The organism is Pseudidiomarina sp. (genome assembly GCF_048267825.1).
In the GTDB taxonomy this organism is placed as follows: domain Bacteria; phylum Pseudomonadota; class Gammaproteobacteria; order Enterobacterales; family Alteromonadaceae; genus Pseudidiomarina.
Genome location: NZ_JBLWWR010000019.1, coordinates 1 through 15934, shown reverse-complemented (window position 1 = coordinate 15934; position 15934 = coordinate 1). Strand labels below are relative to the sequence as shown.

Sequence of the window (15934 nt, the reverse complement as noted above, 5' to 3'; positions counted from 1 at the left end):
ATGTCGGTGCCAGAAACACCAATGCACGAAGACTACCGTCCAGGATCTAGGCAGGACTATGTCCGGTGAACCGGGAAGGTCACGACGATGCAGGCGGAACCGGAGTCGAAGAGCACGCAACGCTTTGGCGAACTATGATCTCCGGCTTTGTGTCGGCGCGCTTGACCGCCCGCATGATATCGCTTCGCGACACTAATCCTTTCCCAGACCGTCGACCGGAACGACCACTCCCGTCATCGCCAAAGCCTCCAGATGTCGATGAAGCAGCTCGGGCAACGGAGCACCAGATATCAAGACCCCAGCCTCCATGTTCTGACCCATTGCGTATCCCGTCAGGTTGGCGCTAGTGATGAAGCAATATGCCCCATCCGCCACCGCGACTTTCGCGTGCACGCTGCCATTGACGAAAGCAGCATCTTTGTCTTTCCAGACATAGAACAGCGCATCAGGGACGATTTTTTTCAGGTTACCGATAGGGTCGATGCTGACCTTGCCCCCGTGAGCGCTCGACAGCTCCATCAGGAATTCGATCTTCACGCCACGCTCTGCCGCTGACTTCAGAGCCTTGGCGATCGACTCGATGTCGTACGCGACGTAACTGGTGATGAACAACCGCTGCTGTGCAGCATCGATCACCTGGATCAAAGCCTGTTCGGTTCGACGAGCAGGGACGAGCGCGGTAGTGGGGCCAGTCCATACCAGTTCGATCCTCTGCCGGCTCTCGGCATGTCGAGATGCATGAGCGGCGGCCAAGAGCATGGCAGCCAAGGTCTCGCCGCTGGTGGGCGACGCCTTCCAAGCATCGATCAGCCCCTTGAGCGCATTGCCAGCCTTTGCGGACAACACACCAGCTCCAAGATCCCCAGCTTTGGCTGCGTCCACGCCCCTGACTTTGGTCGCCAAGGCGGCGATACGGTCAAAGGAAACGATGGAAACCAACTCAGATATCGCGGTAAGTAGACCGCGCACCTACGAACCCTCGAAGAATGCCGCCTTGGCATTCTCGAAGGTAGGTACGACCATCGCCCGATCAAGGTACCGGTTGCCACGCTCGCAAGAGGTCTCCGCGACAAAGGAACATGCATGGCAAGCTGCTGCATGCAGACTCCGGTCTTTCTGCGGATCATGCTCAGCGCATAAGGGATCAGAGGAGCAAATGCGCGCACGCCGCAAAGCCTGGACCAGTAGGCGTTCCAGATTCTCTGGCTTGCCCAACTCGACCAAGCCGCCCAAGGTCCCATCGGAGTCCGCGGCGGCCGTATAGATGATGAAGCCGCACTGATTGCCTTCTTCATTCACCTCTGCATAGATCCGCTCTCTAATGCTGGCGGCGTTGTATCCGCACTCCAACGCCAACTCTCGAATCAGCAAATGCGCCAAGGTATGCAGCATCACATAGCGGGCACCTGGATAACCCTCTTCTGGCGGACAGAGGTGACGGGAGTTCCGCCAACCTTTATGTCCGCCTCGCAGGCTCACATCGGCAGCCTGAACCTCGGCACTCTGCTCCCACTCAGAGATCGACTGCTCATCGAACTGAATGAAGACGCCTTCGCCGTGTACCTGATTGGCGGGCACCCAATCGGGCTTCGTGCGTGACAGTGGTGCCTGGATCGGTCCCGATCCGCTACCGCCGGAGTCGTCAGGTGCCTCGACTCGCGTGAAGCCGAGCAAAGCGTTGACCTCGCGCAGGCGCTTCAACAGCAACACCCTGGAGATCTTTCCTTGGAAACCATTGGGAACGGCTACCGCTTCGGACATGAAGTGCGGATAGTCATTCACCGGTGACGGATTGATCAGTACTCGCCACTCCGGGCCTTTGATATCAGCCTCGGTGACGCTCTCGTCGCCACCGGAACGGTATGCCTCGATGGCAGCCCAGATAGCCTCTGCGGAATACTGATCGATTCCAGGCAACGAACCAGTCTTCTTAAGCAGCTTGATGGTCAGAGGAACTTCTTCCGGCGCATCCAGGTCGCCGAAGAAACTCCAGCCATCTTCAACCAACTGCGCCAGCCCATCCTTCGCCTGAGGTATCGCCAACGCAGACAAGGAAATCGGGAACCAGCTGTTGGTCGCCCCCAACAGCACAGCTCTAGGCTCCGCATCGCAATCCGGCTCGAACTGATCAAGATGAGGATGCCGCCCCCGACAACCTGGCAGATTCTCCTTACCAATCCGCCCGAACGCTTGGGCCATGTTGCGCGCGGCTCCACAGGTATCGCATTTCACCCAAAGATTCTCGGTCTGCAGGGAAGCGCCGCTTTCGTAGAAACGCAATGTCCCTATGCAATCGCTGGGGCCACTATGGACGAACCACTGCCAAGGGAAATCATCCAGATGCCCGTTCTTGCAAGCCAAAAGGAAACGTGCCGGAACGGCATCGGCATCCTTCGCGGGTTGATCCCCTTTGGATCCTCGACACCCCTGATGAACGAACCGCGTCGCCTCTGGGCGGTACCGACTTTCCTTGAGCTCGAACAGACCACTGTCATAGGGAGACAGCAGCCCGCACTTCACACAGCGTAGCCAGCGAGGGAAAGGACGAACCGGAACCCCAACATTGGCTTCTGCAGAGAAAGGATCGACGGAGTCGCTCTTGGTGAACGGCGGCATACGTAGCGATTCGACCTGAGAGCCAAGTACTTTCTGCACAGCTGCGAGAAGACGGTTTTCGATCAAAGGCTGACAGCGATCCTTCTCCCAGACGTCGATGCCAGAGGTTATGACCGACACGTTAGGCAAATCGATGAGGGCACCCGGGCCATAGGTCCACAGCAGCTGACTCGGCCGCACCGAGCCAACAGGGGTCTTTTCGTTCGCCATACTCATTCGTCCTTATCGGCCGCCGCAGGGCGAGGCTTCCATTGAATATCGTCTTTGATCTTCGCCGAATTCATGACCAAACGAACTCCTGGCTCGACCTCACGCATCGACATAGGTACCGTCCAGTTATCCCAAGTCTGCGCCCCTGGTGCCTTGATCAAGGGAACAGTTCTGTCCTTGTCTGGCCCGCGTTTCTCGTAAGCCAAGATACGGTTCCCCTGCATCACCTCGTTCACCCACTGGTCAGCACGCTGCTTGAGCATGTCGCCCGCGAGCTTCTTCGCAGGAGCTTCCGCGATGTTGTCGGCACGCGTTTCGAGCACCTTCATGGCCTCCAGCATTTCTGCTTGGTTCGGCTGTTTGAGGCTCTGCGCGCCCTCGTTCGGCGCGAACTCATCGCTCTTGGCGCGAATCAACGACAGCATCGCTCCGGTCAAACCACGGTCCATCGCGCGCGGCGAGAATGGGGTGACCGACTGCGCCTCTACATGCTTGTAGAAGGTCGCGTGGTAATGCTCGAAGGTCTCGTAATGCGAGAGATCGCGCGGCCTGGCCCACGTCAGGACAGTACAGACCAGACCGGGAAATTGACGCCCTACACGACTGGTCGCCTGGATGTATTCCGCTGTCCCCTTCGGTTGGCCGTTGACGGCCATGATGCCCAACCTGTTGACGTCGACACCGACCGACAACATGTTGGTGGCCAACACGATATCGATGGCTCGAGAATCTCCTTCGTCCCAGCGGGTCACGTACTTACCTTTTCCTGGATCCCATTCGGACTTGAACATCACCTCGAGCTGGTCGAGATACTTGGGAATGTCCTGGTTGGAAACCCGAGAGGTCAGCTCGCGGATGTTCATGACGCTGCGCTGCGCCAGACCAGGCCGCTGCACCATGCTCATTTGCACACGGTACGCACGAGTCTGCACGTCGTCCTCGGCCAGACGCTTCATACCACCCAACTCTCGCAACGAATTGAAGTAGCCCACCATAGTCATGTAAGGGTCGGCAGCTTTGCCGAAACGATCGAACAGCGCTTGAGCGGCAGTCAGCGCAGCCGTGTAGACACGGATCAGCATCGCCGGCCGTGAGCTGCCCGGAGAGCAGATGCCGAGATAGCGCCGCCCTGGCTTCTGCTCGATGGGCCGCTGCACCGAAAAGAAGTTGTCCTCGACATCCAAGCCATGCGGAGGAAACACCGAGACTTGGCGCATGAACACGTTGTTGACCTGCTGCTGCGCCTTGCGCACGGTAGCGGTAGATGCGATCACCTTCGGGCGAATCGAGTCGCCATCCAACTGCCACGTGCACAGCTCATCGACCGTACTCTCGTACAGCCCCACCATGGTTCCCAAGGGGCCACTTATCAGGTGGAATTCATCCTGGATAATCAGATCCGGTGGGCGCACCGGAGAGATAGCCTTGACCGTCGCAGCCACCCTACCCTCGACGGCCCTATGACCGGTGTTGCACTCCGAACCAGGCCAGAGCAATCCATGTCGGGAACACTCCTTCGATACCCGGCCGAACAGGTTCCTTATCGAACCGCGCCACGCCATCATCGCGAACTTGTCCACCGTGGCGATCATCATCGACGGTGGGCGGTGATACATCTCCTCGTCCACGACCATCACAGGCAAACCTGGGTGTGCCTGCTTGCTCGAACGGCCACGGGAGAAGTCACAGGCACTTAGCTTGTCCCCGCAGTAGATCGTCGTGCGCCCAGATATCTTGTCGACCTCAATATCTCTACGTGGATCAATCTCGGTTCCGCACCAAGGGCAGCCTGTCAGCTGTGCCGGTGAAGCCATTCCGGTGGGGTTTCTCCCAGGAGTACGAATGGCCTCGATGAACTTGTGACTATCCTCAGTGGTACCCGGTGTCACCTTGTTACCGACCCAAAGACCGATGGTGAACGCGCTCTCACCTAAGTACTTGTCGCCCGCTGCAAGCGCTTCCCGGCGAATATGTTCCATCGCGCAGATCAAGGCAGTGGCACGCTGGAACTGCTGCAAAGTCAGCAGGCGCAGGGTGTAACGCATGATCACGGCTAGGCCGCGGGATGAGTCGTAGCCACCCAGGTTTCCTTGCAGACGGCGAATCGCCATGGTGAATGCAGCGACACCCAGGTATGCCTCGGTCTTGCCACCGCCCGTAGGGAACCAAAGCAGATCCGCATAGGCCTGCAGGGGCTGAGTGCGATCCGTATGTTTCGGATCGGTCAGCCCGGGGACGGACAGCAGCAAGAAGGCCAACTGGAAGGGACGCCAGGAACGGTTCTTGGGAATATCGAACTCCGCCAGCTCGACGGCGCTCCCTCGACGGCGCTGCAAAGCGAACGCGCTATGCACCCGCTGAATTGCCATCGCTCGGTTAGCGAAGCGAAATGCCGCCAGGGCATTATCGTCTGTCGCCAGTAGACTCACCCCCTCGCGTAGACGAACCAGAATCGACTCGCAGTGCCCCAGCGCCTCATCGGCCTGCTGTACGTAGCCGGCGGCATCGCTCTCGACACGTGCGCGCTGATCTTCGATCCATGATGCATAGTCCTCGGTCAGTATCCCGAGCGCGACAACGAGCTCTTCCTTCTTCAGCTCCGCCAGATGTTTCATATCCAGCAAGCCTTCGTCGACCAGCCTGCGCATCGCCGGCCGATCCTGCGAATCCAACCCCGGCGTTTCAGTGACCGGCACTTCGTATTGCGGCATCACCGCGGTGCGCAGCTCTACTGCCCTCGCCACATCTGGACCAGCCACCGCATGCACTGCAACGCCATGGCCTACAGCGAACTCGACACGATCGCGATAGATCATCTCTAGCGCCAAGCGCTCGCGTAAGTCGTCATCGTCCGCCGCGCCAGCATCCGCTTCCAGAGCAGGACGGCGACGGAATATATCCTTCACCGAACTGTCGCCATTGGCACGCACGAGGATTTCCGGCTGAAACACCCAGGCGGTATCGCGATTCTCATCAGGTTCCGTTTGGCCGTTCACCAGGAACAGCGTGACCAATCGCTCACCCTTCTCGTTGGGTGAACGCACCGTGCCCTGGATGAGCATTTGTGGACAGGCTGGATCTGGGGTTACAGGAGAAATCACTCCATCCTTTAGCGCCAGCTGGAAGGTTCCGCCAGAAGGCTTGCGCCGCCAGACTTTGGCTTTGAGAACTTGCTCAGTGGTCTTGATCACTCGACCTTCGGCGTCACAGACCGACTTCTTGACCACCTTGGCATGGACGGGGTCATCGGATTCGAAACGCTCATAGCGCCCCCAACTCACCGCCACCTCGAGACTTTCCGCATCGCCATCGACGCAAAAAGTGAAGCCCAGGCTCGACGGTGCAAGCGATTGGTTCGAGGCCGTATCCACTTCCTCTTCGGCCTCGGAATCCCCACCACCAGATTTCTGAGGTGAGTCGACTTTACTCGACTGAGCCTTCGGCTCCAGATCCGCAGGCTCTTCCTCCTCATTCTTTTCCGGGGGAGCCACATCTTCGCCGCGCTCGGCGTTTTCCATCGGCGCGAGCTTGCCAACAAGGTAACGATCGCGAACGCTCATATCGACGATGAGCTCCTCCGGCCCACCGGCAGGCCCTAGAAGGTCGTCCATGATGGCGTACTGCAGCAGCTCGCGAACGTAAGCCTCGTTCTCGATCAGCGAGATGTCCGCGAGAGTGATGCCCAGAGCGCGCGGGATGGCCTCAGTGAACTCGGTCCAGGGCGCACGTACGATGCTGCCGGCGGTCGGAGGCAACAAACCGGCGCTGCCGATCCCCACTGCAGGTTCGATCGTTTTGGCCTTGTCGAAGTACAACGAGGTACCTTCCGCATCGACGCGGATACGCAGTACACGTCCGATAAGCACGATGCCGCCGACAGGGTTCAGAACCAGAGTCCAGGCTCCTTCATGCACAGCCGGATGACGGCCGCTCAAACGAACGCCTTTGTCGGCTAGGCGAGCATCCCCCCTCAAGCCTCGGTCGACGACGATCCAGGCCTCTGGGTTACTGTCCTGCATTCGCTCTTCCATGCTTCTCCCTCGAATCTAATCAGTTCTTCCAGGCATACCCTAAGCCCTGGTAATAGCCTTATTCGCGCGACGAGCACTCTTCTTGTCGCCCAATCTAATTACGACTGATTGGATAATAATTACTTACCCGTGACTTCCTGAAATTCCAACTATTTCCCGGTACCCACTCTTCTCATGCCGCCCAGACCACGGATTAAGATAATTGCGGAAAGCGGACAATATCTCCAAATTCTTCCTGCCACGAGCATGCCTCAAAGATCCAAAACTTGTTGTGGCGCCCCTGCTATATGCGCCGACCTCTCTTGTATCCTCGGCACTGCCTTTGACCGGCCACGCTCCACAGCACCTCCCTCCTCGCAACGTTGAAAATTTAGCTCTACGAGACGCTGAAGAGCCTCAGAGCGCGCGGACTCAGAAATTGTATAACGCGTCCGGTCATTTTCAGGAAGATATGGCATTTCGTGAAACCCATGACCAAGATCAATATCTGACCACCCATAGAGATCAACAACCTTATGATCAATCCGAGCTCTGATTTCTCTAAGAACAATGATTTCTTTTAACTCACAACACTGATCGTGAAACATGTTATACAAACTCGTAAGCCCAATATTATTGGTCAGCAATACCTTCCTACGCAGGGACTCATATTCAACACCTATATCATGCAGTGACAAGTTCTTTTCAAAATCTGGAAATGGGAACGTCTCTATACTGTCGGTTGGGGCGAATCGCAAATCCCTCTTCATCGTTGAACACCATGTCCATGCCCACATGTCAAATAGCGAAGAATGGAGACAGGAAAACAAGGAAAAATTGCTTGATGCTATTATCACATTAGGACCAGCAAAGCTCTGATGAGCCGGGACCATAGAAAACGCAACATATTTGGTGGTAAACGCATGGAACATGACCATATCGTTGCTCTTTATTTTATCGTAAAGAGCTGGTGCACGTTCCGCGAATCTCCACCATTGCTCTCGGCGAGACTTTCTTTTATTTACCTCCCTAACAGGCCTCACCAACTTCTCTACAATCTCAAAAACCTCGCCATATTCCCGAGCTGAATCAAGCGTTCTACCTCCAAAATCAATAACCCATCTGGACGCCACACAATCCGGAGTCCTAAGAACATCTGTAGCGCTAAGATAAGGCTTCAGAACTTCCGCACTTTTGGGGTTTTGTTTTATTAACTCATCCGCCCTTCCAGGTGTGACAAGAAATCCGTCGCCAAGCGGAATCGACCCTATAAATGCCATCTCAGAGTTTTCGGATAACCGCTTAGGGGTCAGAAGCTGTCGCGCTGTCAAGTGAGCTGAAATTGAACTAACCATCTCATGGTTTAGACACTTCCCCCCCCGCCACTCACCCTTGATCACTCCAACTCTAGTTGTCACAACAGCAGCACTTCCTGGCCATTTTTCATCAGTGGTAGCCGAGCGAATCACTCCTCCTTCAGTGACCAATTGATCCAGGCCGACCTCACGAGTATCGCCTTGTGAAATCGTATTTACAGCGAGAAGCCCAAAGCCCCCTTTATGTCTAAGCAGTTGAAATGCACGAAGGAAAAAATAAGCTACTAGGTCTGCAGACCCTCTCTTTCCATCAGCTAAATTAGCAACAAGGTATGTACGATAAGCTGTACCAAAAACTCCTGTAATCTTCTGTCCTCCCAAGAAGGGGGGATTACCAAGAATGCAGTCAAAACCAACCTTCTCAATACAAAATACTTCTGGAAATTCCAATGGCCAATGAAACGGTCTACGTGCAAGCTTACCCGCGGGCAGATCAATGGAAAGAGTTGATTTCATTCGAACATCAATCTCGGCAGCGATACCTTGACTTGATGAGAGTATTTGGCCCGCATGAATGGCAAGGGAAGTGAGACCTGAGGCTAAGGCAGAATCACTACCCCCTGCTGCTATTACCTCTCCAATGAAAGCATCAGCGATTCGCTCCGGTGCCTTGAGTCGGCTTCGAGCATTCGCCTCCAACCGTGCCATGGCTTCCACGTCGTGGATGTCACGAATCGGCATCTCGCGCAAACTCTGGCGCAATTCGATCGCATTGCGTACCGCCAGCTCAATGTTCTTGCCGAAGAGACGCTGCTGCCCCTTCGCACCAGGCTTCATGCTCAATTCGGTAAGCTGGTCGAGCCGATGGATGCCCAGTAAACTATCTCCACACTTGAGGTTATGATCAAGGAAACCGAATGGGCGACCTTTGGCCAGCGTCACCAGCCAGATAGAAAGCTTGGCTAGCTCCACGGCCAAGGGGTTCAGGTCCACTCCGTAGAGGCAGCGCTCAGCAACCAGGCGACGAGCGATCACCAGCCTATCTTCGGGATTGGCGGGTAGGCCATCTAGATCAGCAAGAGCATTGACGGCCAGGCCCTCGCTGGTAATACACCGTCCAGTTGCCTCCTGCGCGGCCCAAGCTTCGACGATTCGCTCGGCGAGCCAGCGACAGACCTGCACCAAAAAAGCCCCCGACCCCATGGCCGGGTCGCAAACCTTCAGATCCAGTAGTTCCGCCGCCGACTTCAGGCTCCATTGTTCACGCGGTAGCCCCTCCGCCGGACCTACGTAGGCAATGGGTTCTAGGGTAGTTTCGACGATTCGCTCGGTCAGTGACTTAGGCGTGTAGTGCGTGCCCGACTCACGGCGATCGCTACCCATGGTGACGATGAAGGCTCCCTCAGGGTAGATCAGCGGGTAGCCCCAAGGATCGGTGCGCAGCAAATTGAGGAACGGCAAGGCACGATCACGCAGCTCTTCATCTCCGGCACAGGCCGTGAGCAGGCGGTTGGCCTGAGCGGCCTCAATCGAGCGACCGAGATCCTTGCGAATAGCTCCTGCGCCACGCTTGACCGCATCGATGCCAGAAAGCGCCTCAACCAACGCCTCGTTACCCTGGCGCTGCAAAGCTTCGAGCTCCTCCAGACCATAGAGGGTCTTCTTCGCTCCCTTGCCACCTGTCAGTTCCACCGTCACCCGCTCTGTTCGGGCGACAGTCCGCTCCAACAGTCCTTCGTAGACGTAGCCGATCTGCTCCACATCTAGCGCGCGATAGGACAACGTACGGCCCTCGTACTGCTGGATGGCCTCCAGCAGGAGCAACACCGTACGGTTATCGATCGGCAGCGGTCGTGCAGGATCGACCTTCCAGTCGGAGCTCTGGGCACGACCTTCGAGGAAGGGGAAACGATCGGGGTCGAATAGCGAACCACCCAGGGCAGGCAAGCGCAGAGCCTCATGCTCGATGCCGCCGTACACCGCGCGGAAGGTCGCCAGCAACCGTGACCAGGCATCGTTGCGCCGCTCCAGCACCTCCTCGGTTTCCTGGCGCAGCTGCATCCGCAGAGTGGAGATGGCGTAGTTGCTCTCGTACGCCTCCTCCCCCATCAGCAGTAGCCCACGCTCCTCAGCCGACAACAGGAACACCAGACGCATCATGATGGTCAGGCCTGCTTCGTAGAGCTCGGTCGGCTCGACGCCTTGCAGTAATGTACGTGAGCTATCGCGATCTTCCTTGTCCAGCGCCTGTATCAATACCTCGACCGCCCGGCGAACTTGTTCACCCAAGGCATCGGTGACCTCCTCCTGGTGCTGGAGAGACGCGTCCAACATCGAAGGTAAGGTCTCATCGTCCGGACCGAAGAAACGCCGGATGCCCAACAGGGTGAGGAAGGCTTGCAGGGTCAGCCGCTCTTGCCCCCAGAGGCGTGCATACCAACTGGCGAAGGTCGATACAGCGCCAACGGGAGCATCGACCAGCATCCAGCGTTCGCCATCGGTGACCAAACCAAGGCGACAACCGCTGGCCCGGCAGAGCCGCTCCATGCGTTCAGATGGACTGGCGATCCAGTCATCTAAATTCAACGCGGCCTGGAGATCCGTGCCTGCCGGATAGATTCGCACGAGCAACTGGCTTTTGCCGCCCGAAACTAACGCATAGTCAGGCTCCAAGGTGACGCCGTGCTCCAGCAGAGAGACGCGTAGCGCCGGAGGGATACGCTCACCTCGCAGGAGAAGCTCACCGCTATCGGACTCGTCGTACTCCAGACCGCGGGCAAGCACCTCGTGAATCCAAGCGCGATGCAGTTCGCCGAACCTGGGATCGTCGTTGTCACGAGCCTCGCACCATTCGTCATAGGCCTGGCGCAGATATTGGCGAATACGCGGCTCGACTGCCGGCAGACCGGTGGAGAAGACGCGCTTCAGTACGGGCGTGGCGAGGAAAGGACCTGAGACCTCGATCAGCGACAACCATTCATCGTGAATATCGAGGGGTTTCATACGCGGCCTCCCTGGGCTAGCGATGCAGGTACGATGAAAATGACCGCTACCGGGAAGGTTCGATCCTGTGGTTCGGCATGGCGTGCCTCGATGGCGCTGGTTTCCTGCTCCCGTTCGGCTGGAATGCGCGCAAGACGTGCCTGCAAGGCGGAGTTGTCGCGGCGAACCTGGGTGCGCTCATCTTCGCTGAACAAAGAGAACTGCTCAGGCAACTCACCCTTGCCCAGTTCCTTGCGAATCGCGCTATCCAGCTCATTCAGCACAGCGAGAATGTCTTCTTTTTCTTTGTTCTTACGGATTTCCAGGGTGTTGCCCAAATACTCGAGACGATTGTGTGAACGTGCCCCGAGAGATTGCTGAATGGCCTCCTCAGCCGTGGCGAAACGAGAGCGCAACATGTCGAACGCCGTGTCGTCGAGCTGACTCGGCTGCGCTTCGTCCAACCAACTTTGTATCCGAGTGACGCCCTCTTCGCGCTTGTAGCCTTGTTCGCGCAGATAGCCACCTGCGAACGTCAGCTCCTCATGCAGACGGTGGTGATTACCACCAGTGATCACCAGGCGCGACACGACCACGACCGCTGGAGCCTCGAGACGATCGTCAGGTAGTGCTCGTACCGTCACTCGATGCAAACGCTTGTTGTCCTCCTGCGCCCAGACCTCAGCACGCAGCAAACGCAAGCACATCTGTACCAGGCGATGGTTGAGATGGACGAGCACCAGATCATCTCGCCCCTTAGCGACTTCATGGTCGAAGGTCACCGGACGGATCTTACCGGTGAATGGATGCTCCAGCCCTTCGCGGCAGCGCTCCCAAGCGCCCCCCAGGGGCGGCAGTTCGAAGACCTTACCCGGCGCGATCCCCGCCGATGTCAACGGCTTGAGAGCGGGCTTCTCAGCCAACGCCAAGCCGGTTTCGACCGCCTTAAGGATGTGCTCTGGAGAAAGGTGGAAGTCCTCCCGAGTCTCGACCAATTTCTCATGTAGCTTAGCTACCCTGTTGGCCAGATCTTTTTCGGCTCTGACGAATCGGCGGGCCTGGACGATCTTCGCGTCCGCCAGCCGAGTATCCAGATCACGCAGAGATCCTTCGATGAGCCCGGACATCTGCGGTGCGATCACTGGGTTCACGCTGCCCATATCGGCACGCATGGAATCGAGCTTGCGCAATGCACGCAGGATATCGTCCTGGTGGCCGCCGACAGCATCCTGGTCTTGGCGAGCATCGACCGGGTGCCAGATCACCACCTCTTTCTCGCGCTGGCCATGGCGGTCAATACGACCGTTGCGTTGCTCCATGACGTTGGGGTTGTACGGAATCTCCAGGTGGATTAGGTAGTTACAGTGACTCTGCAGGTCGATACCTTCGGAAGCGGCGTCGGTAGCCAGCAAGATCCGCACTGGCGAAACATCAGGAGCGGCCTGGAACGCCGCCTTCACTTTTTCTCGCTCGTCGTGATCCATGCCACCGTGCAGGATCATCAGGCGATCGCCACCTAAATCATGAGTCGCCAGAATCTGGTGCAACCAATCGAGCGTGGTGCGGTACTCGGTGAAGAGAATCACGCGCTTCCCGTTCCATACTCCATCGGTCTTCAGATGCCGTTCGATCCAGGCGAGCAGAGCTTTAGCCTTGGAGTCGGTCTGATTCATCGCCTGCTGGGCCCAATGCCTGAGCTCGTCGAGCAAGACGCGCTCTTCTGCGCTCAAGGGGCGCGAGTGGCGCGTGGCCTCCTCGACGGCCTCTTGCTGCGCAATCTCGACATCCGCGTCGTTGGCGTAATCTTCTTCGGAACGCTGAATGACCTTGAGCAAGATTCGCTCGGACAAGTCCGTCCGGGTCTTTCCATTTCCTCCGCTCGCCAAGGTCGCAACATGCTTTTCCAGGGTCGACGCAAAGGCGGCCGGCGAGGAGAACAAGCGCTTTCGCAGCAGCTGATTGACGAAGGAGGCTCCTGTCACGCCGCCCAATTCGTCATCCGCAGTTTCCCTGCTGGCACAGAACATTTGCAGCTTGCGATGAATCTCTCTTTCTTTGACGGTGTAGTCGACGGGCAATGCTTCGAGCTTGCGCTGCGCGTATATTAGGTTCCCGTCTTTGTCGGTGATTTCGCTCTTGAGGCGGCGGATCATCACCTGAGACAACTGCTTCTCTTCCGGCATGATGTTGCGAGCGAAGCGCTGATCATCAAGCAGCTCCAGCAACGAAGTGAAGGACTCGGTGTAGCCGTTGTGCGGCGTCGCTGTCAGGAACAGGTGGTGCTGGAAATGCGGAGCGATGGTGCGAATCAGACGAGTACGCTGACTCTCGATGGCGTACTGGGCACTCGCTGACGGCGCGACGTTATGCGCCTCGTCGACGACCAACATGTCGAACTTGCGCGGATAGCTGACATGCGCTGGCAGGATATCGCGGAAGGCACGCAAACCATCGCCAGCCTTGGCCCAGTCCATCGACGTGATCAGGCGCGGGAACGAGACCCAAGGATTGGCGTGAATTCCTCGCTCGCGCCGCATCTCCTTGATGTAGGTGCTATCGACGATACGGAACTCCAACCCGAATTTTTCCATCATCTCGACACGCCACTTTTCTTGCAGCGACGCGGGGCAGACGATCAGTACGGTGCGGACGCGATGACGCAGCAGCATCTCCTGGATAACCAAGCCTGCTTCGATCGTCTTGCCGAGACCTACGTCATCGGCAATCAGCAGGTTGACGCGCGCCATGTCGATCGCACGTACCAGCGGATCCAACTGGAAGTCCTGCAGGCTCACGCCACTGCGAAACGGTGCTTGGAGAAAACCACGATCCGCGTTGGTAGCAGCACCCCAGCGCACTGCATCCAGAAAGGCTTCCAGCGTATCGGAATCGTCCTGCCCGGTGATGGCGGGCAAACCAGCCCGTTCGATGACATGCGCGCCCGGCTCGATTTCCCAGATCACCTGGAGCTCTTCGCCGAGAGCATCCTCATCGATGGAAGCAAGCGTGACGGCATGCTGTCGCACACTGCCCAACTTTGAAGCATCCACTTCAGCTACCACCCACTGCCGACGTCTAACTTCGACGAGCTGGCCCGGTTCCGGAATATTGCGGTAGCTGCTGTCTTCCGCCGTTGCAGTCATTGCTTACTCCTTAGCACCGTAACCATCTAACCGATAACTACGGATGTGCAAAAGCCTATGCGCTGGGCGACTAAAGAGCGCGAAGCACTAGAGATCCAGTTGGGACAGGTGCGGAGTCGAGGGCTGAAACGGCAGCGTTCGTGATCGCAAAAAAACGCTGTAGATCGGCCATCCCTGGGATACCACGGCCTGCCATGATGCGATGTCCGTCACCTTATCCATCGGGAAGGCACAGGTAAAGCAACGCTCCGCGCTTTCTACCGACTCGGTTAAGGTACCGGCAGACCTTTAGGCATGGGCATCTCGCAGAATGCCCGCGCGATTCTCGCTGATATGAAATGCCGCTCGCAGCCGGGGCTAATTACCAAATCGGCCGAGCGGCCTAAGCGGCGTTTAATGATGCCATCGTCTACACTGCTCGGTTGCTCAGAGCAATTGAGCACAAGAGCTAGACAGAAACTACCTCTGCTGTGCCGAAGCGTCGCTAACGATCCCCATAAATCAGCATCCCTGTTCAGGTAGCTATCAAGGCTGCGGCCTCATACTTCTTCACCCTTGACGAGGGCGTTTCAGCTGGCCCATCCGCAGGCACCGAGCTCCCTCGGGCCTCAGACGCAGGTGCTGAGCATCTTTGACGAGGTACTTCACCGTGTTGTGGACATGAGGTCGGATCGCTTGATTGCCCCTCTCAATGCGGCCGATACCACATCGGTCACCGTACTGCTCCTTATTATGATTGCAGCTGTGCATGTAGCCCTGGCCATACGTAATGTTCTTCCACAACTCACCAAGCTGGATGGCCTTGTTAACATCTCCCTGCAATTCGTTGCCATTGAAGAAGTAAGCAGCATGGATGTGGTATCCCGTTCCATCGTTCCGATCGCCTTGTTCCACTGAATAGATGTAGCCGATGAGATGCTTAAACACCGGATGACGCTCATGCTGGGCAACCAGTCGATCTAGATCATCGAACACATGCTCAACCCGCAATCTGGCGTGAACCTCTGATCGGTAGGAGAGATTGATCCTGACGAGGGTCGTACGCGAATAGCGCTCCCTTATGGCATCTGCATATTCACAGACTCGGATCTCCTGCTGCTCGGCCTGATGGCGGCAATCACCCTTCTTACGCCGATACCAAGGCTCACGGGTCAACCGACGGATCCGTGCGGTGAGAACGTTCATGCTGTGATGATGATCTAGATACGCCGTACCCTTTTCGTTCCAACAGACAGGACCATCAATACAACGCTCAAGCCCAATGTCCTGACAGGCATCCCTGAACACTTGCAGGTGCTCGCTGTAGCTGTACTCCACGCGGTCATCGAACACGTCGACCATCTGTTTGATGTGGGTGAAGTATCTGGAGAGCCTAGTCTTTTCGACATGCTCATAACCTGAACGACTTTGCGTGATTCTGAATGCTGGCGTGTCGTTCTTTTCGATGGCGTGTACGAGTGATTCGATCTGGAGGGCAATGTCTGATTGGGAAAGGTAGGTGTAGAACTTAGGGTTGGTCATGGTGAGTGGACTTGCCCCTATCAAACCGGACACCGCAACCCTGTTAAGTTGATGTTACAGCCAACCGCCTGAACTCCCGAGGCGAGCGGTACTTCAGTGCGCTGTGGGGATGCTCTTCGTTGTAATGCTCAAAAGC

Annotated in this window: 7 protein-coding genes and 1 pseudogene; all 8 read right to left on the bottom strand. The window is 57.0% G+C overall.

Annotated features, from left to right (window positions below; all coding sequences use genetic code 11):
- Window positions 1-120: pseudogene (locus ACN0UN_RS11185) on the bottom strand (very short patch repair endonuclease); the annotation flags it as partial.
- Between the two features lie 72 nt (window positions 121-192).
- A complete protein-coding gene (gene drmC, locus ACN0UN_RS11180) occupies window positions 193-969 on the bottom strand; it encodes a DISARM system phospholipase D-like protein DrmC (protein WP_417660053.1) in 777 nt (258 codons plus the stop codon).
- Entirely contained in the window at window positions 970-2826 is a 1857-nt protein-coding gene (gene drmB / locus ACN0UN_RS11175; RefSeq protein ID WP_417660052.1) for a DrmB family protein, read from the bottom strand. It lies immediately after the preceding gene.
- A gap of 2 nt (window positions 2827-2828) precedes the next feature.
- A complete protein-coding gene (gene drmA / locus ACN0UN_RS11170) occupies window positions 2829-6857 on the bottom strand; it encodes a DISARM system helicase DrmA (protein WP_417660051.1) in 4029 nt (1342 codons plus the stop codon).
- 251 nt (window positions 6858-7108) lie between these two features.
- Window positions 7109-11155: an Eco57I restriction-modification methylase domain-containing protein gene (locus ACN0UN_RS11165; RefSeq protein WP_417660050.1), complete on the bottom strand. Its 4047-nt coding sequence runs from the start codon at window positions 11153-11155 to the stop codon at window positions 7109-7111.
- Window positions 11152-14277, bottom strand: a complete 3126-nt coding sequence (drmD, locus tag ACN0UN_RS11160; RefSeq protein ID WP_417660049.1) for a DISARM system SNF2-like helicase DrmD — start codon at window positions 14275-14277, stop codon at window positions 11152-11154. The genes ACN0UN_RS11165 and drmD overlap by 4 nt, the downstream gene beginning before the upstream one ends.
- A gap of 549 nt (window positions 14278-14826) precedes the next feature.
- Window positions 14827-15798: a hypothetical protein gene (locus ACN0UN_RS11155; protein WP_417660048.1), complete on the bottom strand. Its 972-nt coding sequence runs from the start codon at window positions 15796-15798 to the stop codon at window positions 14827-14829.
- A 43-nt stretch (window positions 15799-15841) separates the two neighbouring features.
- Window positions 15842-15934 (bottom strand): integrase core domain-containing protein (locus ACN0UN_RS11150; RefSeq protein WP_417660054.1); only part of this gene is annotated, 93 nt, incomplete at its 5' end.

Bases quoted from the DNA above. Each gene is read 5' to 3' on its own strand.
- drmB (WP_417660052.1), bottom strand. From the start codon at position 2,826: ATGGCGAACGAAAAGACCCCTGTTGGCTCGGTGCGGCCGAGTCAGCTG.
- drmA (WP_417660051.1), bottom strand. From the start codon at position 6,857: ATGGAAGAGCGAATGCAGGACAGTAACCCAGAGGCCTGGATCGTCGTC.
- ACN0UN_RS11165 (WP_417660050.1), bottom strand. From the start codon at position 11,155: ATGAAACCCCTCGATATTCACGATGAATGGTTGTCGCTGATCGAGGTC.
- drmD (WP_417660049.1), bottom strand. From the start codon at position 14,277: ATGACTGCAACGGCGGAAGACAGCAGCTACCGCAATATTCCGGAACCG.
- ACN0UN_RS11155 (WP_417660048.1), bottom strand. From the start codon at position 15,798: ATGACCAACCCTAAGTTCTACACCTACCTTTCCCAATCAGACATTGCC.